Origin of the sequence: Pseudomonas sp. 30_B, assembly GCF_017491605.1 — a bacterium.
In the GTDB taxonomy this organism is placed as follows: Bacteria; Pseudomonadota; Gammaproteobacteria; order Pseudomonadales; family Pseudomonadaceae; genus Pseudomonas.
This window is the reverse complement of the sequence record NZ_JAFGYY010000014.1, coordinates 66,999-83,878: the sequence shown is the minus strand read 5'-3', so window position 1 is coordinate 83,878 and position 16,880 is coordinate 66,999. Positions and strand designations below refer to the sequence as shown.

Below are 16,880 nucleotides of genomic sequence, written 5' to 3'. Positions count from 1 at the left end.
TCCATGCGAACAACGAATAAGTAGGCCAGCCATGCGTACCCTGAAGATCGAGCCGTTGACCAAGGAAGCCTTCGCACCGTTCGGTGATGTCATCGAAACCGAAGGCAGCGATTTCTTCATGATCAACAACGGCTCCACCCGCCGTTATCACAAGCTCGCCACCGTCGAAACGGCGCAGCCCGATGACAAGGCGATCATCAGCATCTTCAGCGCCGAATCCCTGGAGATGCCCTTGCGCATCCGCATGCTGGAGCGCCATCCGCTGGGCAGCCAGGCGTTCATTCCGCTGCTCGGCAACCCCTTTCTGATCGTGGTCGCGCCAGTTGGCGATGTACCTGTATCGGGCCTCGTCCGCGCTTTCCTGTCCAACGGCAAGCAGGGCGTCAATTACCACCGCGGCGTCTGGCACCACCCGGTGCTGACGATCGAAAAGCGGGATGACTTCCTGGTGGTCGATCGCAGCGGTTCTGGCAACAACTGCGACGAGCATTTCTTCACCGAGGACGAACAGCTCCTCCTCGACCCCCAACTAAACTAATAAGAGAGGCCCATGCACCGCGAAAGCGGCGTCCGGGCAAGAGGTAATGACAGTGGAAGCACATCTCATCGAATGGGCGAACCTGCTGGTTCGCTGGGTACACATGATCGTCGGCATCGCCTGGATCGGTGCCTCGTTCTACTTCGTCTGGCTGGAGAACAACCTGAACCGCGCCAACCCGCGCGAGGGCCTCTCCGGTGATCTCTGGGCGATCCACGGTGGCGGCATCTACCACCTGGAGAAGTACAAGCTCGCCCCGCCGAAAATGCCGGACAACCTGCACTGGTTCAAATGGGAGGCCTACTCCACCTGGCTGTCGGGCGTCTGCCTGCTGACCATCGTGTTCTACCTGAACCCGACCCTGTATCTGATCGCTCCGGGCAGTGACCTGGCTCCGGCCGCCGCCATCGCCATCGGCATCGGCTCGCTGGTCGCAGGCTGGTTCATCTACAGCACCCTGTGCGACTCCCCGCTGGGCAAGACCCCTGCCCTGCTCGGCGCCATCCTGTTCGCCCTGATCGTCCTCGCCGCCTACCTGCTGAGCCAGGTGTTCAGCGGCCGCGGTGCGTACCTGCACGTCGGCGCCATCATCGGCACCATCATGGTGGGTAACGTATTCCGCGTGATCATGCCGGCTCAGCGCGCGCTGGTTAAGGCCATCGAGGAAAACCGCGAGCCCGATTCGGTGCTGCCGGCCAAGGGTCTGCTGCGTTCGCGCCACAACAACTACTTCACCCTGCCGGTGCTGTTCATCATGATCAGCAACCACTTCCCGAGCACCTACGGCAGCCACTACAACTGGCTGATCCTGGCGTGCATCGCGGGCCTGGCAGTGATCGTGCGTCACTACTTCAACACCCGCCACGAAGGCAACGGCATGGCCTGGGCCCTGCCCGCCGGCGCTGTCGGCATGATCGCCCTGGCCTTCGTCACCGGCCCGAACTTCCCCAGCAGCGACAGCGCCGCCAGCGCCCAGCCTGCCAAGGTGGAGTACCAGCCGCTGCCGGAAACCGCCATCGGCGGCAAGACCCCGGCCGAGCGCGCCAAGGAAGAAGCAGCCAAGCCCGCCGCGGCTGAAGCCCCGGCACAGGCACAAGCCTCTGCAGCTGGCAGCGACGCTGGTTTCGACAAGGTGCATCACGTGATCCAGGAACGCTGCGCCGTCTGCCACTCGGCCAAGCCGACCAGCAACATGTTCAGCACCGCTCCGGCTGGCGTGATGTTCGATACCCCGCAGCAGATCCAGCAGCTCGCCCCGCGCATCCAGGCGCAGGCCGTAGCCTCGCAGGTCATGCCGCTGGGCAACATCACCCAGATGACCCCGGAAGAGCGCAAGCTCGTTGGCGACTGGATCGCCAAGGGTGCCCAGGTTAATTGAGCCTGCGGCACGGCCAGAAGAACCGCACCTTCGGGTGCGGTTTTTTTATGCCCGCGAAAGGCCTTCCGCCCACCTCGGCGCATGCATCAGATCGGAGTCCACTCCTACACCAGGTTCACGCATTTGCGTAGGAGCGGACTCCGTCCGCAATTGCTTTCCACCGGCACAAACGCAACAAAAATGTAGTCCATTCGACGTATGGCTACATTTTCCTACAGGCCAGTACACATGCGACCTAGAGCCTTCCGACACCGTCGAGACGAAACGTGACCGACGAGTTGTATACAAAAATCGATTGAACCTAATACATATCGCAAGTATAAAGTCCCGCACCGCTTCACCCGCTCGGCCCCGGGGGTGAATGATGGCCAGTATCTCCCGGCTGCCGCGCCCGTCCGGCAGCCTGTGACTGACAACAATAAAAACCGAGGTGTTGCATGTCCGTGGTATCTGAACGCCGCATTCCCGGCTCGCCTGTCGATCAGCGTCTGCCCTTGCTGCAGCTGCTGCTGGTCGGGTTCCAGCACGTTCTCCTGATGTATGGCGGCGCCGTTGCCGTCCCCCTGATCGTCGGCCAGGCCGCCGGTCTCTCCCGTGAAGAAATCGCCTTCCTGATCAACGCCGACCTGCTGGTCGCCGGTATCGCCACGCTCGTGCAATCGCTGGGCATCGGCCCGGTGGGTATTCGCATGCCGGTGATGATGGGCGCCAGCTTCGCCGCCGTCGGCAGCATGGTCGCCATGGCCGGCATGCCCGGCGTGGGCCTCAACGGCATCTTCGGCGCCACCATCGCCGGGGGCTTCTTCGGCATGCTCATTGCGCCCTTCATGAGCCGCATCGTGCGTTTCTTCCCACCGCTGGTGACCGGCACCGTGATCACCTCGATCGGCATGTGCCTGTTCCCAGTGGCGATCAACTGGGCCGGTGGCGGCGAAGGCGCGGCCAACTTCGGCGCCGTCGAATACCTCGCCCTGTCCTCCTTCGTGCTGGCCGTCATCCTGCTGATCAACCGTTTCCTGAAAGGCTTCTGGGTCAACGTTTCGGTGCTGATCGGCATGCTGCTGGGCTACATCATCGGCGCCAGCATGGGCATGGTCAGCCTGGACGGCATGGAACAGCGCCCCTGGTTCGACGTGGTCACCCCGCTGCACTTCGGCGTACCGGAGTTCCACCTGGCACCCGTGCTCTCCATGTGCCTGGTGGTGGTGATCATCTTCGTCGAGTCCACCGGCATGTTCCTCGCCCTGGGCAAGGTCACCGAGACCGAGATCTGCCCCAACCGCCTGCGCCGCGGCCTTCTGTGCGATGCCAGCGCGTCGTTCTTCGCCGGTTTCATGAACACCTTCACCCACTCCTCGTTCGCCCAGAACATCGGCCTGGTGCAGATGACCGGCGTGCGCAGCCGCTACGTCACCGCTGCCGCCGCAGTATTCCTGATCATCCTGAGCCTGCTGCCCAAGGCCGCCTTCGTGGTCGCCTCGATTCCGCCGGCCGTACTGGGTGGCGCAGGTATCGCCATGTTCGGCATGGTCGCCGCCAGTGGCATCCGCATCCTTCACGAAGCGGACATCGTCGACCGCCGCAACCAGTTGCTGGTGGCGGTGAGCATCGGCATGGGCATGGTGCCGGTGGTGCGACCGGACTTCTTCGCCGCCCTGCCCCAGTGGATGGAGCCGATCACCCATAGCGGCATCGCCATGACGTCGATCTGGGCCGTGGTGCTGAACATCCTGTTCAACATCCTTGGCGAACATGGCCGGGATGCCCTCTGCGGGCATCACTGAGTCCCTTTCGCGGGCGCTTCCCGGGCGCCCGCTTCCCAGCCGCGCCCCACTCCTGCGCGGCTTTTTTTCGTCTGCGCGGGACCCTCTCCGTCTTGTAGGAGCGAGCCGACTCCCGCACGGGCCTCTAACTCGGCAGTTCGGTAGAAACCGAGCCTGGCACTGGCCCCGCTATCTGCCACAGCCCCCCCGGGGGCGCCCCCTTAACGCAGTCATGCCAAAGCGCAGCACATCGTGAACAAGCCGCTCAGGCCTCCGGACGGTAGCCCAGGCGCAACCCGCCCCATTGCCGGCCGCCAATGACGATCGGCACCGACAGGTCATGCATCAGCTCGCCGGTATCGCGGCAATAGGTCTGCAGCAGCATCGGCTGGCTGTGGCTGCCGCAACGCAGACCGGTACGGTCATTGAACAAGCGTTTGCTGCGGCTCTTGAGCATGTCGACCTGGACATCCCCGCTGGGCGGATGATTGAAGGCCTGGTTGTGGGTCGGCACGTAGCCTTCGGCGGTGCAGGCAATCGCGAAGACCAGCCCCTCGTGGCGCTGCAGCAGATCCTCCTGAATGCGCGGCAGGACCTCGTCGGTATAACGGTCGAAGCGCGTGCGGTACTTCTGCGGGCGGGTACCCGGCACCGGTTGGTAGTCTCGGTCGAACAGATCGCCAAGGGCGATGCGACCGGCCTCCAGGTCCGCCTCGAAACGCGCGGCAATGGCCTGCGCGCCTTCCCGGGCCAGGTCATAGACGCGCTGGTGATAGTCGTCCAGGGCGACCTGGGCCAGGCGCTCGCTGACCGTCTCGGCCTGGGTTTCCAGTTGCAGCGCTGCTTCCGCCAGGCGATGGGTCTGCTCGTCGCTCGCGCGCAGGTCGCCACGCACCTGCTCGACGGCGGCGAACAGGCTGTCCAGCTGGTTGCGGTTGATCTCGGCGCCCTCGGCGATCTCGGTGATCTGGGTTTCCACGGTGGCGGCCAGGCCGGCGATGTCCTGCAGTTGCCGCCCGGTGCCTTCCACCTGGCCGACACCCTGCACCAGGTCGTCGGCCAACTGGCGGATCTGCTCCACCACCTCGCTGGTCTGGCGCTGGATATCCTCGACCATCTGCCCCACCTCATCGGTCGCCTCGGCAGTGCGCCCGGCGAGCCCGCGCACCTCCTCCGCCACCACCGCGAAGCCGCGCCCGTGCTCACCGGCGCGCGCCGCCTCGATGGCCGCATTGAGCGCCAGTAGGTTGGTCTGGCTGGCGATGGACTGGATCACCTGGGTTACCCGCGCAATCTCCTCGCTGCGTGCATTCAGCGTCTCGATCAGCGCCCGGCTGGCATTGGCGCGCTCGCTGAGCTGGTGCATGCAATTGATGGCCGACTGCAACTCGCCACGCCCCAGGTCGCTGCCGGCCCGCGCACGGGTCGCGGCATCCATCGCCTGGCGAGCCAGGTTGGAGGTGGCGCGCTCGGTATGGATCATCACCTCGGCACTGCCGACGATCTGCTCGGCGGCCACCACCTGGGACTCGAGCTTCTCCACCAGACGCTGCACCGAGTAGGACACGCCCGCAGCAGACAAGGCGTTGCGACTGGTCCCCCGCGACAGCTCCCGGGTCAGCTCGGCGACATCCGGCAACACCGCCAGCGCGCTGGCCGGCGCAGCGCCCCGACGGATGAACCATGGCCCCCAGAGCAGGGCCGCGGCGAGCAACAGGCACAGTGAGAGCGGCCAGCCGCCCAGCGCCTGCGCAATGAACAGCAGCACCAGGCCGCAAGTCTGCAGAGTAAGGATGAGGACGATACGCGGACGCGCGATATCCATGGCGGCAACTCTCTTCTGGCGGGCCCTCGACCGGGATGTCGCGAGGATAGGCCGGGAGCCCTGATTGTTCTTGTCAGGGCCATTAGGCCGTCTGCATCGGGCCGCGGCTATCGTTCCTTAGTGGTAGAGGGCCGTACTAAAGACAGCGACCGTCCGCCGGTTTCCGTGCGCTCGACCGGCAAGACCGGTAAAATCTTCGCCCTTTCCGCCGGCGCGAGCGATTTCGCGTCCCTTGCGAAGCCAGATACGACGTACCGATGACCACTGCCGCAACCACCGCCGCCGTCCGCCCCGAGCCTTCCCGCCGCTTTTCCGTTGCGCCGATGATGGATTGGACTGACAGACATTGCAGATTCTTCCTGCGCCAGCTGTCCAGCCATGCCCTGCTCTACACGGAGATGGTCACCACCGGCGCACTGCTGCACGGCGATGCTGCGCGCTTCCTGCGCCATGACGCGTGCGAGCACCCGCTGGCGCTGCAACTGGGCGGCAGCAATCCGGCGGACCTGGCAGCGGCGGCGAAACTCGCCGAGGCTGCCGGCTACGACGAGGTCAATCTGAACGTCGGCTGCCCCAGCGACCGCGTGCAGAACAACATGATCGGTGCCTGCCTGATGGGCCACCCGGCGCTGGTGGCCGACTGCGTGAAGGCCATGCGCGACGCAGTATCGATCCCGGTGACGGTCAAGCACCGCATCGGCATCAACGGCCGCGACAGCTACGAGGAACTCTGCGACTTCGTCGGCCAGGTACGCGACGCCGGCTGCCGCAGCTTCACCGTGCACGCACGCATCGCCATTCTCGAAGGCCTTTCGCCCAAGGAGAACCGCGAGATTCCGCCGCTGCGCTACGACATCGCCGCGCAGGTCAAGCGTGATTTCCCGGACCTGGAAATCATCCTCAACGGCGGCATCAAGACCCTGGAAGAGTGCCGCGCGCATCTGCAGGTGTTCGACGGCGTGATGCTCGGCCGCGAGGCGTATCACAATCCCTACCTGCTGGCCCAAGTGGATGCCGCGCTGTATGGCTCGCAAGAGCCGGCCATTACCCGCGCCGACGCCCTGGCGCGGATGCGTCCCTACATCGAGCGACACATCGCCGAGGGCGGCGCGATGCACCACGTGACCCGCCACGTCCTCGGCCTGGCCCAGGGTTTCCCGGGGGCACGGCGCTTCCGCCAATTGCTCTCGGTCGACGTCCACAAGACCAAGGATTCCCTTGGGCTGCTCGATCAGGCCAGAGAACTTCTCTCCGGTCATTGAGTCCCGTTGAGCGGCGCATCGGCCTCGGGTAAGGTCGATGCATCGTCCACGGAAAACTCGCCATGACCTCCAAGCTCGAACAACTCAAGCAATACACCACGGTCGTTGCCGATACTGGCGACTTCGACGCCATTGCCCGCCTGAAGCCGGTGGATGCCACCACCAATCCCTCCCTGCTGCTGAAAGCCGCCGCCCTGCCCCGCTATGCCGAGCACCTGGCCCGCGCCACCGAAGGCGCCCAGGGCGATGCCGGCCTGGCCTGCGACCGCTTCGCCGTCGCCGTCGGCAAGGACATTCTCGGGGTCATTCCGGGGCGCATCTCCACCGAAGTGGACGCCCGCCTCTCCTTCGATACCGAAGCCACCCTGGAGCGCGCCCGCCGCCTGATCGGCCTGTACGACGAGCACGGCGTGGGCCGCGAGCGCGTGCTGATCAAGATCGCCTCCACCTGGGAAGGCATCCGCGCCGCCGAGCAGCTGGAGCGCGAAGGTATCCAGACCAACCTGACCCTGCTGTTCTCCTTCGCCCAGGCCGCCGCCTGCGCCGATGCCGGCGTATTCCTGATCTCGCCCTTCGTCGGCCGCATCTACGACTGGTACAAGAAGGCCAACGGTCGCGACTATGTGGGCGCCGAGGACCCCGGCGTACAGTCCGTCTCGCGCATCTACCGCTACTACAAGGCCAATGGCTATGAAACCGTGGTCATGGGCGCGAGCTTCCGCAACCTCGGCCAGATCGAACAGCTCGCCGGCTGCGATCGCCTGACCATCAGCCCGGACCTGCTGCAGCAATTGGCCGACGCCCAGGGCGAACTGCCCCGCGTGCTGCAACCCGGCGGCGGCGAAGCGCGCCAGGTGCTGGACGAAAGCGCCTTCCGCTGGCAGATGAACGAGGACGCCATGGGCACCGAGAAACTGGCCGAAGGCATCCGCCTGTTCGCCCGCGACCAGGAAAGGCTCGAAGCGCTGCTCTCCGGCCGGTGAGCCACGCGCGCAAACGCAAACCGGCGCCCAGGGCGCCGGTTTTCATTTGCGGATCACTGGATCAGTGGCGCTCGAGGGCGCTCACCAGGTCGTGGAAGGCCTCGCGATTGGACTCGTTGAGCCCCATCAGGATGCGGTGGGCTTCCAGCACCTTGCTGCGCACCACGTCCTCGGACTGGTCCTGCGGCGGCAGATCGGTGAGGCAATCGGTGCACGGAATCGGACGATCGACGATGTTGAACACCTGATCGAAGCCCATCGACTGCAGCAGACGGGTGATGTCCGGGTTGGTGGTCACCAGCGTGGGCAACAACCCGACCTTCTGCCGCGACAGGATCGACAGCTTGGCCAACAGGCCCAGCGTGGTGCTGTCGATGCTCTGGGTTTCCGTGAGATCGATGATGATCGCCGAGAAATTCAGCGCGGCGAAGATTTTTTCAATGGTGGCATCCAGCGCCGAACACAGGGTCAGTCGGACTTCGCCCACGAACTTCAGGACAAATGAGCCATCCTGCTCGGCGAACTGGATTTTACCGGTACTCATGCAAGGTTCCTGCTCAACACCAGCAAGGCAATATCATCCGGCATCTCGGACAACTTGGCCAGTCCGAAGACCTGGCGCAGGCCATCCAGCGTTCCGCCGGCGGCGACGACCTGCTGTGGCAGGGCCGTCTCCTTTTCTTTCAGGGTAGCTCCCGGCAGCACATCGAGGATGCCGTCGGAGAACAGCGAAAGGCTGAAGGACTTGGGCAGATCGAGGACATGATCCTCGTAGGTCGCTTCGTCAAACAGCCCTACCGGCAGGCCACGGCCTTCCAGGTAGCGGGCTTCGCCATCGACATAGAGTACCGGCAGCGGCAAGTGGCCGCCGATGCTGTAGGTCAGGCGATCGGTATCCAGGTCGATGACACCGCCAAGCATGGTCACGTGCTTGCCCAGCTTGCAGTTGATCAGGCCACGGTTGATGTGCGCGAGCACGTCGGATGGCCTGAACGCCGGCAGCTTGCCATTGCGCCGCGACTCATAGAGCAGACGCGTGGTCATGAACTTCAGCAGCACGGTAACGAATGCCGAGGAAGCACCATGGCCGGACACGTCGGCCAGGTAGAAGCCGATGCGGCGGGCATCGACGCGGAAGTAGTCGACGAAATCACCCGACAGGTACAGCGAAGGGATGATCTGGTGGGAAAACACCAGGCCGTCGGACTCCCACGGCGTTTCCGGCAGCATGTTCATCTGCACCTGGCGACCGGCGTTCTGGTCTTCCTGGAGCAGGTTCAGGCTGGCCTGCAGCTCGCGGTTGGCCGTTTCCAGCTTCTCGCGATAGCGGCGGTTTTCCGAGCGCAGGTAGGCCCGATCCAGGGCACGGCGAACCGAATGTTCCAGGACGGCGAGGTCTTCCAGCGGCTTGATCAGGTAGTCGGCGGCACCCAGGCGCAAGGCCTCGACCGCATCGCTCATGACACCGGCCCCGGAAAGCACGATCACCGGGGTTTCCACCGCCATTTCGGTGACGCGACGGATCAGCTCCAGGCCGTCCATCTGCGGCATGCGCAGATCGCAGATCACAAGATCGGGCAGCTCGTGCTCGAATACCTGCAGGCCCTGCTGGCCATTGGTGGCCTGCCGGACGGTGAATCCGCTGTCTTCCAGGTAGGCGGCGAGGCTTTCGCGAACGACGTCGTCGTCATCGATGATCAGCAGCGAGGCACTGGGTTTGTGCATGGGTCATCCAGGCAAACGGCGCCGGAGGTGGTGGTGGGGCGCCCATTCAAGGGAACAACGGCGCGGGTCGGGTGCGACAAGGCGCAGACACTACTCCCATCTGCCCGAGGGTTCAAGCGGGCGCCGCCCGCGACCGGGGCTGCCGGACGCGGGGGCCTGTGCCTGCGGGGCGCCAGGGCAGATCAGAAGTCGTCTTCGACCTGGCCGTCCTTGACCTTGAACTCGCGGTTCTGCAGGTAGGCGTTACGGATAAAGGTGTACTTGTCGCCGCTGATCAGCTTCTCGGACTTCAGCAGGTCGGCGCGGGTATCGACGATGTCCAGGCCGTGGATGCTGTTACGCACCGGCACGTTGTCGATGTACGGATAGGGACCGGTGTAGGAGTCCGGGATCAGCGACGGCGCGTCGCGCAGGGTGCTCGGGCCGAGCAGCGGCAGCATCACGTAGGGGCCGCTGCCCACGCCGTAATGGCCGAGGGTCTGGCCGAAGTCTTCGTCGTTGCGGCGCAGGCCCATGTGGGTGGCGACGTCGATGAAACCGGCCAGGCCGAAGGTGGTGTTGAACAGCAGGCGGCTGGTGTCGACGCCGGCGCTCTGGAACTTCAGCTGCAGCAGGTCGTTGACCAGGTTCTTCACGTCACCGATGTTGCCGAAGAAGTTGTGCACGCCATCCTGCACGAAGTTCGGCGTGACGTACTGGTAACCCTGCGCCAGCGGCTTGAGCGCATAGGTGTCGAGGGTATCGTTGAAGGTGAAGATCGGGCGGTTGACGCTCTCCCACGGGTCATCCTCGCTCTCGGCCTGGGCCAGGAAGGGAACAGTCGCCAGGCAGGTAGCGGCGAGCAGGCCAAGGCAGCGTTTCGTCCATTGGACGCCTGATGGGCGCATCGATGATTCTCCAGTAAATGACATTCCGGGCTGACCTGAGCAGACCCGCTATGCGGGCGGATTATATAGAACGACGAGCATTTTGATGACAAGCAGGAGGGATCGGCGGACTTCGAAATATTCACCGTCGACGACCAATTCCCCCTTTATACAGAAAGCATAGTGCCACTTCAGTCCGGGAAACGTGCGTCGATGACAATTTCCAGCGCATCGGAACGCCAGAACTCCTGATCCCACTCCACCAGCCGCCCATCCGCGACATAGTTGCAGCGCTCCACATACAGGCCAGGCGAACCCGGCGTGAGTTGCAGCGGCTCGGCCTGGGACTCGACCAGCGCCGTGGGATGCATCGCCAGTTCGCAGCGCGACAGCGCCAGCCCCAGGCGCTCGCGCAGGACCTGGGTCAACGACCTGTCCAGCGCCTCGTCGAGCAGGCCGGGACACCAGCTGGCGTCCAGCGTGATCTCCTCCAGCATCACCGGGCGCTCATCGACCCAGCGACGGCGACGCACCCGGAACACCTCGGCGTCATCCGCCAGCCCCATGCGCAGGGCCAGCGCCGGGCCGGCCACGCAGCATTCGGCGGACAGCACCTCGGTGCGTGGCGTGCGCCCCTGGGCCTGGACGTAATCCATGAACCCCGTGGTGCGGGTCGGGTTGTAGCGAATCCGCGGCGGCGAGACGAACCAGCCACGGCGATTCTCGCGGTACAGCACGCCCTCGGTTTCCAACTGCTGCAGCGCCTCGCGCAAGGTCACCCGGGTGCAGCCGAAGCGTTCGGCCAGCTCGCGCTCGGGCGGCAGGCGCGGGCCCAGGGCCGACCCGGCAACGTCCCGTGCCAGTTGGTCGCGGATACGCAGGTAGTGGGGAATGGGTTCGACCGGCATGCGGCTGTCTCCGAAAAATGCGCGGCGATTATAACGGCAGCGGTGGCGACTTCATCGGAGCGTCACATTGCTCCGCTAGCGTGGCCTAGACCAATTATTAGAAAACCTCGCCATGCCTGCCACTGCCGACCTTCCACGCTTCACGACCCTGCTGTTCGGACTGTCCGGCGATCTGGTGGACTTCGGCGCAAGGACGCTGCCGGTTGCGTTGCAGCGCACCTGTCCCGACTGCCCACCCGAGCGCCTGGCCGACGCCCTCGCCCTGCCGCCGCAGCAGGCCCTCGACCACGCACTGGGCTACTGTGCCGACACGCAGGCGCGCAGCCACTTCCAGTCCGCCCTGGACGAAGCCGCCCTGGCCCACGCCGAAGCCACGCCCGGCGCCCTCGACGCCCTGCACACGCTGCACAAGCACGGCGTGCCCTGCGCCTGGCTCGACGAACTGCCATCGCCCACCGCGCTGCAACTGGCCACCGCGCTCGACAGTCAAATGGTCACCGGCCTGGAGGTCGGCGGTCGCCACTGGCCGGCGCCGGATGCCTGCTGGCAGGCGCTGATGCAGCTTGGCCGTCAATCCCTGGACGGCTGCGTGCTGGTCAGCGGCCAGCCGAGACTGTTGCAGGCCGGCCTGAACGCCGGACTGTGGACCATTGGCCTGGCCGCCAGCGGCCCCCTGTGCGGCCAGGCGCCGGGCGACTGGGATGCCCTGGAGAACCTTGCGCGCGACCGCCTGCGGGCCCAGGCGACCCTCGGCCTGTACCGCCTTGGCGTGCATTCGGTCATCGATCACCTGGGCGAGCTGGACTCCTGCCTGCAGGACATCGCCAGCCGCCGTCTGAAAGGAGAGAAACCATGAGGCACGTCCGCCACCGCTTCATCGACGATCTGGCCGAACGCTTCGCCAGCCATGGCGCCGAGCCCTACGGCGAGGCCATCAGCCAGGCCGAGCACGCCCTGCAATGCGCGACCCTGGCAGAACGCGCCGGTTGCGCCGACAGCCTGGTGATTGCCGCCCTGCTCCACGATATTGGCCACCTCTACGAAGACCCGGCCGTACTGGAGACCCGCGACCTGCGCCACGAGGAGTTCGGCGCCAACCTGCTGCGCGAGCTGCTGCCCGAATCGGTCTGGCAACCGGTGCGCCTGCACGTCGCCGCCAAGCGCTACCTGTGCGCCGTGGACCCGGCCTACCAGGCCAGCCTGTCCTGGGCCTCGCGGCAGAGCCTGGCATTGCAGGGCGGCGCCTTTGACGAGCGCGCCGCCAGGGCGTTCATCGCCGCGCCCCACGCGCAGGACGCCGTCACCCTGCGTCGCCTGGACGACCTGGGCAAGGACCCGTCCATGCGCACCCCGGAACTGGAACACTTCTTCCCGCTGCTCGAGCGCCTGTTGCGGGTTGATCGGCATCAGGCAAGCATACGCGCGGCGAGTTAAGCTCAATGGCATGGCGATGGATCTTCAGCCCAGCGGCAAGGTCCATCTTGGGTACGTATTGCAGAAGGACACCACCATGCCGACACAACGCCTCCAGCAAGAACTCCAGGCCCTGCGCGAGCAACTGGAGCGCCAGTCGCCGTTGACCGAGGAAGACCGCGTCGCACTGCGGGCGCTGATCAAGGACATCGAGATGCAGCTGGCCAACGAAGAGGCGCTGGCGGACGAGACCCTGACCGACAGCATCAACCTGGCTGTGGAGCGCTTCGAGACGCGCCACCCGACCCTGGCCGGGGCGCTGCGCTCGATCATGCAGAGCCTGGCGAACATGGGCATCTGAGTCCTGCTTCCCCAGCTCCAGATACGAAAAACCCGGCCAAGGCCGGGTTTTTCGTATCTGCGTTTTACTGACGCGCTGTTGCTTACTGACGCACCAGCCGGCGGTTGTCCGGCTGCACGGCGGCGCTGCTGCGGTAGGGATTGATGTCCAGCCCGCCACGGCGCACGTAGCGCGCGTAGACGGTCAGATGGGCCGGCTGCAGCAGGCGCTGCAGGTCGAGGTAGATGCGCTCGACGCACTGCTCGTGGAAGTCCTGGTGCTGGCGGAAGGAAACCACGTAGGCCAGCAGGCTCGCGGCATCCAGCGCCGGGCCGCTGTACTCGACCACCAGCGTGCCCCAGTCCGGCTGGCCGGTGACCGGGCAGTTGGATTTCAGCAGGTGGCTGTAGAGCACTTCGTCGACACGGCGGGTGTCGTCGCAGCGCAGCAGCTCCGGGCGTGGATGGTCGTAGCTCTCTACCGCGACGTCCAGATCGTCGACGCAGGTGCCTTCGATGACGGCCACGCCCTCGTTCGCCACCTCATCCAGGCTACGCACACGCACACCCACCTGCGCGCCAGCGGCGGCGGACAGGTCGCGCTCCATCACCGCGCGCACGGCATCGGCGCTGTCGAAGGCGGTCTGGTTCAGCGAGTTGAGGTAGAGCTTGAAGGACTTGGATTCGATGATGTTCGGCGACTGCGCCGGAATCGCGAACTCGCCGATGGCCACCACCGGCTTGCCCGAGGCCGTCAGCCAGGACAGCTCGTAGCAGTTCCACAGGTCAACCCCCTGGTACGGCAGGGTATCTGCGGTCAGGCCCAGTTCCGCCCACTTGGTGGTGCGGGAGATCGGGAACAGCAGCTCCGGCGCATAGGTGGAGACGTATTCGCTGGATTTGCCCAGCGGCGAGTGTTCGGCGGGATGGTGCATGTGAGGGACCTGCTGGATCGGCGATGCGGGCAGTGGCGCGAGGCGGCGAGTGTATACAAATTCGCCGGTCCTTTCAGCAGGCGGCGGACGAGCCGGGTGCCGCACCTGCCGCCGCGTCAGGTGATTTCCCGTAGGAGCGGACTCCGTCCTCGATCGTTTAACCGCCGCTCCAGCCAACCAGGGAGCACGGCCAGCCAATCGCGGACAGAGTCCGCTCCTACAAGAGCAAGCGTGCTCCATGCCCCTGCAGAGGCGGACCTTGTCCGCGAATGGCACCGGCCTAATCGGCCGGATCGCGGAAAAGATCCGCTCCCACCTGTGAGTTCCGCTCCCTGATCGGCCCTCACCCTAACCCTCTCCCAAGGGGAGAGGGGACCGTTCGGTGCAGGATGAAACCATGGCGTCAACCGGCACAATCTGCCCCCTCTCCCTGAGGGAGAGGGCTGGGGTGAGGGGGAAGCACAAGCACAGGCTTATCCAGGAAAAGACAGTTGCTCCTACGGGAGCGAGACCGCGCATCAGAACCACATCCGCACACCCGCGACCCAGTAGCCCTCCTCGTCGACCTCGCCTTCCGCGCGGGCGATGTCGCCGCTGCGGCCGTAGGTCTTGTTCCAGACGTAGCCGACATAGGGCGCGAACTCCCGGCGCACCTCGTAACGCAGGCGCAATCCGGCTTCCAACTCGCTGCCGCCGGCCCCCACGCCGATGTCCCGGTCATCGGCCAGCGCCAGGTTGTACTCCAGCGATGGCTGCAGGATCAGTTGCTGGGTGAGCAGCAGCTCGTACTCGGTCTCCAGCCGCAGCGACGGATCACCGCGCTCGCTGAGGAACAGGTTGGCATCCACCTCGAACCACTGCGGCGCCAGCCCCTGGAAACCGAGGACCGCGTAGGTGCGCGACGGCCCCGGCTGGTCGTCGTAGCGCACACCCGCCTGCCAGTCCCAGAAGTCGCCGATCAGGCGCTGAAAGACCAGCTGCATTTCGTTGTCGGTGGTCGGGCCGCCGGCGTCACGCTCACCCTCCAGTTTCAGGCGCAACTTCTGGTAATCGGTGCCGTACCAACCCTGGGCCTCCCAGCCCAGCGCCTGGTCGTTGCCGTGGAAGCGGCTTTCCAGGCGCTGGATCAGCAGCGAGCCCATGGGCATGTCGTCCATCTCGGCACTTTCAGCGGGCAAGGCCAGGCCCAGGGTCGCCGCGCAGGCCACCGTTGCTATGCGTTTCATGGCAGTTCCTCAGAGGCTGGCGCTGGCGGGTGCCGGCTCGACGACGACCTTGCGCATCATGCCGGCGGCCATGTGGTAGATCAGGTGGCAGTGGAAGGCCCACTCCCCCAGCGCGTCGGCGGGCACATCGACGTCCAGGGTGCTGCCCGGCGCCACGCTGACCACGTGCTTGAGCGGGTTGAAGCGGCCGTTGCCCTTGTCCAGCTGCATCCACATGCCGTGCAGGTGCATGGGGTGGGTCATCATGGTGTCGTTGACGAAGCGGATGCGCACCCGCTCGCCATAGGTCAGGCGGACCGGCTCGGCCTCGGAGTACTTCTTGCCGTCGATGGACCAGAAGTAGCGCTCCATGTTGCCGGTCAGGCGGAACTCAATGGTGCGGTCCGGCGCGCGGTAGTCGGCGTAGGGGCGCATGGCTTTCAGGTCCGCGTAGACCAGCAGGCGGTTGCCCGGCTCGGCCGGTTGCGGCGTCAGGCCGCTGCCGGGGGCGTAGTCGGACCTCAGCGCGGCCATGGCCGAGTGATCCATGCCGGCCATCTGCGAATGGTCCATACCCTGCATCTTCGAGTGATCCATTCCCGCCATGCTGGAGTGATCCATCCCGGCCATGCCCGACGCTTTCGAATCAGCACCCTGCCCCGGCATCGCCATGCTGCTGTGATCCATGCCTTCATGGTTCATCCCCATGTCCGCCATGGTCAGCAGCGGCCGTTCGCGCAGCGGCGGAATCTCGCCCTGCATGCCGGCACGCGGCGCCAGGGTGGCACGGGCGTAGCCGCTGCGGTCCATGGCCTCGGCGAAGAAGGTGTAGGCGCGGTCTTCCTGCGGCTGCACGATCACGTCGTAGGTCTCGGCCACCGCGATGCGCAACTCGTCCACCGTCACCGGCTGCACGTCGTTGCCGTCAGCCTGCACCACGGTCATCTTCAGGCCGGGGATGCGCAGGTCGAAGTAGCTCATGCCCGAACCGTTGATGATCCGCAGGCGCACCCGCTCGCCCGGCTTGAACAGCCCGCTCCAGTTCTGCTCGGGGTCCTGGCCGTTGACCAGGAAGCGGAAGCCGGCGATGTCGGCGATGTCCGTCGGCGCCATGCGCATGCCGCCCCAGTCCAGGCGGTCGCGCAGGGTCGCCATGAAGCCATTGGCGCTGGAGTCGGCGATGAAGTCGCCAAGGGTGCGCTGGTTGCGGTTGTAGTAGTCGCTCTGCTTCTTCAGGTTGGCGAACACGGTTTCCGGCCTGGTGTCGTGCCAATCCGCCAGCAGCAGGGTGTATTCGCGGTCGTAGCGGTACGGCTCGCGCGCTTTCGGCTCGATCACCAGCGGGCCGTACAACCCCTCGATTTCCTGGAAGTCGCTGTGGGCGTGGTACCAGTAGGTGCCCGACTGCTTCACCGTGAAGCGGTAGGTGAAGGTCTGGCCGGGCTTGATGCCGGGGAAGCTGATGCCCGGCACGCCATCCTGGGTATAGGGCAGGATCAGCCCGTGCCAATGCAGCGAGGTATCGCGGTCGAGGGTGTTGGTGACGCGCAGCTCGACGTCCTCGCCCTCCTTGAAGCGCAGCTCCGGCGCGGGCGTCCGGCCGTTCACCGTGAGCGCCTTGCGGGGCCCGTCGGACAGCTTCAGCTCGCCCTCGCCGATCGTCAGTTCATACACGCCCGCCTGCACCGCCAGCGGTGCGAGCAGCAGCGCCCCCAGCGCCCAACTCCTTGCGCGGATCAT

The 16,880-nt window shown here is 65.4% G+C and carries 16 protein-coding genes; 8 read left to right on the top strand and 8 right to left on the bottom strand.

What is annotated here, in order from left to right; all coding sequences use genetic code 11:
- The first annotated feature begins 31 nt into the window (after nucleotides 1-31).
- The 3 genes from J5M67_RS16820 to J5M67_RS16810 all read left to right on the top strand — a co-directional run bounded on the left by J5M67_RS16820 (nucleotide 32) and on the right by J5M67_RS16810 (nucleotide 3,700).
- The gene (locus J5M67_RS16820; protein WP_207886478.1) at nucleotides 32-538 is read left to right on the top strand and encodes an ureidoglycolate lyase; all 507 of its coding nucleotides are present in this window, start codon (nucleotides 32-34) and stop codon (nucleotides 536-538) included.
- A gap of 52 nt (nucleotides 539-590) precedes the next feature.
- Nucleotides 591-1,916, top strand: coding sequence for a urate hydroxylase PuuD (locus J5M67_RS16815; RefSeq protein WP_207886477.1), 1,326 nt, complete (start codon nucleotides 591-593; stop codon nucleotides 1,914-1,916).
- A gap of 437 nt (nucleotides 1,917-2,353) precedes the next feature.
- A complete protein-coding gene (locus J5M67_RS16810; RefSeq protein ID WP_207886476.1) occupies nucleotides 2,354-3,700 on the top strand; it encodes a nucleobase:cation symporter-2 family protein in 1,347 nt (448 codons plus the stop codon).
- A 244-nt stretch (nucleotides 3,701-3,944) separates the two neighbouring features.
- Here the strand turns inward: J5M67_RS16810 and J5M67_RS16805 are convergent, their stop codons facing one another.
- Nucleotides 3,945-5,504: a methyl-accepting chemotaxis protein gene (locus J5M67_RS16805; RefSeq protein WP_207886475.1), complete on the bottom strand. Its 1,560-nt coding sequence runs from the start codon at nucleotides 5,502-5,504 to the stop codon at nucleotides 3,945-3,947.
- A 257-nt stretch (nucleotides 5,505-5,761) separates the two neighbouring features.
- On the opposite strand from J5M67_RS16805, the gene dusA reads away from it, so the two are divergent.
- Complete coding sequence (gene dusA, locus J5M67_RS16800) at nucleotides 5,762-6,766, top strand: tRNA dihydrouridine(20/20a) synthase DusA (RefSeq protein WP_207886474.1); 1,005 nt, start codon at nucleotides 5,762-5,764, stop codon at nucleotides 6,764-6,766.
- Nucleotides 6,767-6,828: 62 nt separating this feature from the next.
- Nucleotides 6,829-7,749: a transaldolase gene (gene tal, locus J5M67_RS16795; protein ID WP_207886473.1), complete on the top strand. Its 921-nt coding sequence runs from the start codon at nucleotides 6,829-6,831 to the stop codon at nucleotides 7,747-7,749.
- Nucleotides 7,750-7,810: 61 nt separating this feature from the next.
- Here the strand turns inward: tal and rssC are convergent, their stop codons facing one another.
- The 4 genes from rssC to J5M67_RS16775 all read right to left on the bottom strand — a co-directional run bounded on the left by rssC (nucleotide 7,811) and on the right by J5M67_RS16775 (nucleotide 11,248).
- Entirely contained in the window at nucleotides 7,811-8,293 is a 483-nt protein-coding gene (gene rssC / locus J5M67_RS16790) for an anti-sigma factor antagonist RssC (protein ID WP_207886472.1), read from the bottom strand.
- Nucleotides 8,290-9,474 carry a two-component system response regulator RssB gene (gene rssB / locus J5M67_RS16785; protein ID WP_207886471.1) on the bottom strand — a complete coding sequence of 395 codons (1,185 nt, stop codon included), beginning with the start codon at nucleotides 9,472-9,474 and terminating at the stop codon, nucleotides 8,290-8,292. The genes rssC and rssB overlap by 4 nt, the downstream gene beginning before the upstream one ends.
- A 182-nt stretch (nucleotides 9,475-9,656) precedes the next feature.
- Nucleotides 9,657-10,361 carry a VacJ family lipoprotein gene (locus J5M67_RS16780; RefSeq protein WP_207886470.1) on the bottom strand — a complete coding sequence of 235 codons (705 nt, stop codon included), beginning with the start codon at nucleotides 10,359-10,361 and terminating at the stop codon, nucleotides 9,657-9,659.
- Nucleotides 10,362-10,531: 170 nt separating this feature from the next.
- Nucleotides 10,532-11,248: a UTRA domain-containing protein gene (locus J5M67_RS16775; protein WP_207886469.1), complete on the bottom strand. Its 717-nt coding sequence runs from the start codon at nucleotides 11,246-11,248 to the stop codon at nucleotides 10,532-10,534.
- Between the two features lie 112 nt (nucleotides 11,249-11,360).
- On the opposite strand from J5M67_RS16775, the gene J5M67_RS16770 reads away from it, so the two are divergent.
- The 3 genes from J5M67_RS16770 (at nucleotide 11,361) to J5M67_RS16760 (ending at nucleotide 13,022) form a co-directional block, all read left to right on the top strand.
- Nucleotides 11,361-12,104, top strand: a complete 744-nt coding sequence (locus tag J5M67_RS16770) for an HAD family phosphatase (protein ID WP_207886468.1) — start codon at nucleotides 11,361-11,363, stop codon at nucleotides 12,102-12,104.
- A complete protein-coding gene (locus J5M67_RS16765) occupies nucleotides 12,101-12,682 on the top strand; it encodes a phosphonate degradation HD-domain oxygenase (RefSeq protein WP_207886467.1) in 582 nt (193 codons plus the stop codon). The genes J5M67_RS16770 and J5M67_RS16765 overlap by 4 nt, the downstream gene beginning before the upstream one ends.
- Nucleotides 12,683-12,758: 76 nt before the next feature.
- Nucleotides 12,759-13,022 carry a DUF4404 family protein gene (locus J5M67_RS16760; RefSeq protein WP_207886466.1) on the top strand — a complete coding sequence of 88 codons (264 nt, stop codon included), beginning with the start codon at nucleotides 12,759-12,761 and terminating at the stop codon, nucleotides 13,020-13,022.
- A gap of 82 nt (nucleotides 13,023-13,104) precedes the next feature.
- On the opposite strand, the gene queF is transcribed toward J5M67_RS16760, so the two are convergent.
- From queF to J5M67_RS16745, 3 genes are all read right to left on the bottom strand, one after another.
- A complete protein-coding gene (queF, locus tag J5M67_RS16755; protein ID WP_207886465.1) occupies nucleotides 13,105-13,935 on the bottom strand; it encodes an NADPH-dependent 7-cyano-7-deazaguanine reductase QueF in 831 nt (276 codons plus the stop codon).
- A gap of 518 nt (nucleotides 13,936-14,453) precedes the next feature.
- Entirely contained in the window at nucleotides 14,454-15,161 is a 708-nt protein-coding gene (locus J5M67_RS16750; protein WP_207886464.1) for a copper resistance protein B, read from the bottom strand.
- 9 nt (nucleotides 15,162-15,170) lie between these two features.
- Nucleotides 15,171-16,880, bottom strand: a complete 1,710-nt coding sequence (locus tag J5M67_RS16745; RefSeq protein WP_207886463.1) for a copper resistance system multicopper oxidase — start codon at nucleotides 16,878-16,880, stop codon at nucleotides 15,171-15,173.

Coding starts and splice junctions, on each gene's coding strand:
- J5M67_RS16820 (WP_207886478.1), top strand. CDS start 32: ATGCGTACCCTGAAGATCGAGCCGTTGACCAAGGAAGCCTTCGCACCG.
- J5M67_RS16810 (WP_207886476.1), top strand. CDS start 2,354: ATGTCCGTGGTATCTGAACGCCGCATTCCCGGCTCGCCTGTCGATCAG.
- J5M67_RS16805 (WP_207886475.1), bottom strand. CDS start 5,504: ATGGATATCGCGCGTCCGCGTATCGTCCTCATCCTTACTCTGCAGACT.
- dusA (WP_207886474.1), top strand. CDS start 5,762: ATGACCACTGCCGCAACCACCGCCGCCGTCCGCCCCGAGCCTTCCCGC.
- tal (WP_207886473.1), top strand. CDS start 6,829: ATGACCTCCAAGCTCGAACAACTCAAGCAATACACCACGGTCGTTGCC.
- rssC (WP_207886472.1), bottom strand. CDS start 8,293: ATGAGTACCGGTAAAATCCAGTTCGCCGAGCAGGATGGCTCATTTGTC.
- rssB (WP_207886471.1), bottom strand. CDS start 9,474: ATGCACAAACCCAGTGCCTCGCTGCTGATCATCGATGACGACGACGTC.
- J5M67_RS16780 (WP_207886470.1), bottom strand. CDS start 10,361: ATGCGCCCATCAGGCGTCCAATGGACGAAACGCTGCCTTGGCCTGCTC.
- J5M67_RS16775 (WP_207886469.1), bottom strand. CDS start 11,248: ATGCCGGTCGAACCCATTCCCCACTACCTGCGTATCCGCGACCAACTG.
- J5M67_RS16770 (WP_207886468.1), top strand. CDS start 11,361: ATGCCTGCCACTGCCGACCTTCCACGCTTCACGACCCTGCTGTTCGGA.
- J5M67_RS16765 (WP_207886467.1), top strand. CDS start 12,101: ATGAGGCACGTCCGCCACCGCTTCATCGACGATCTGGCCGAACGCTTC.
- J5M67_RS16760 (WP_207886466.1), top strand. CDS start 12,759: ATGCCGACACAACGCCTCCAGCAAGAACTCCAGGCCCTGCGCGAGCAA.
- queF (WP_207886465.1), bottom strand. CDS start 13,935: ATGCACCATCCCGCCGAACACTCGCCGCTGGGCAAATCCAGCGAATAC.
- J5M67_RS16750 (WP_207886464.1), bottom strand. CDS start 15,161: ATGAAACGCATAGCAACGGTGGCCTGCGCGGCGACCCTGGGCCTGGCC.
- J5M67_RS16745 (WP_207886463.1), bottom strand. CDS start 16,880: ATGATCCGCGCAAGGAGTTGGGCGCTGGGGGCGCTGCTGCTCGCACCG.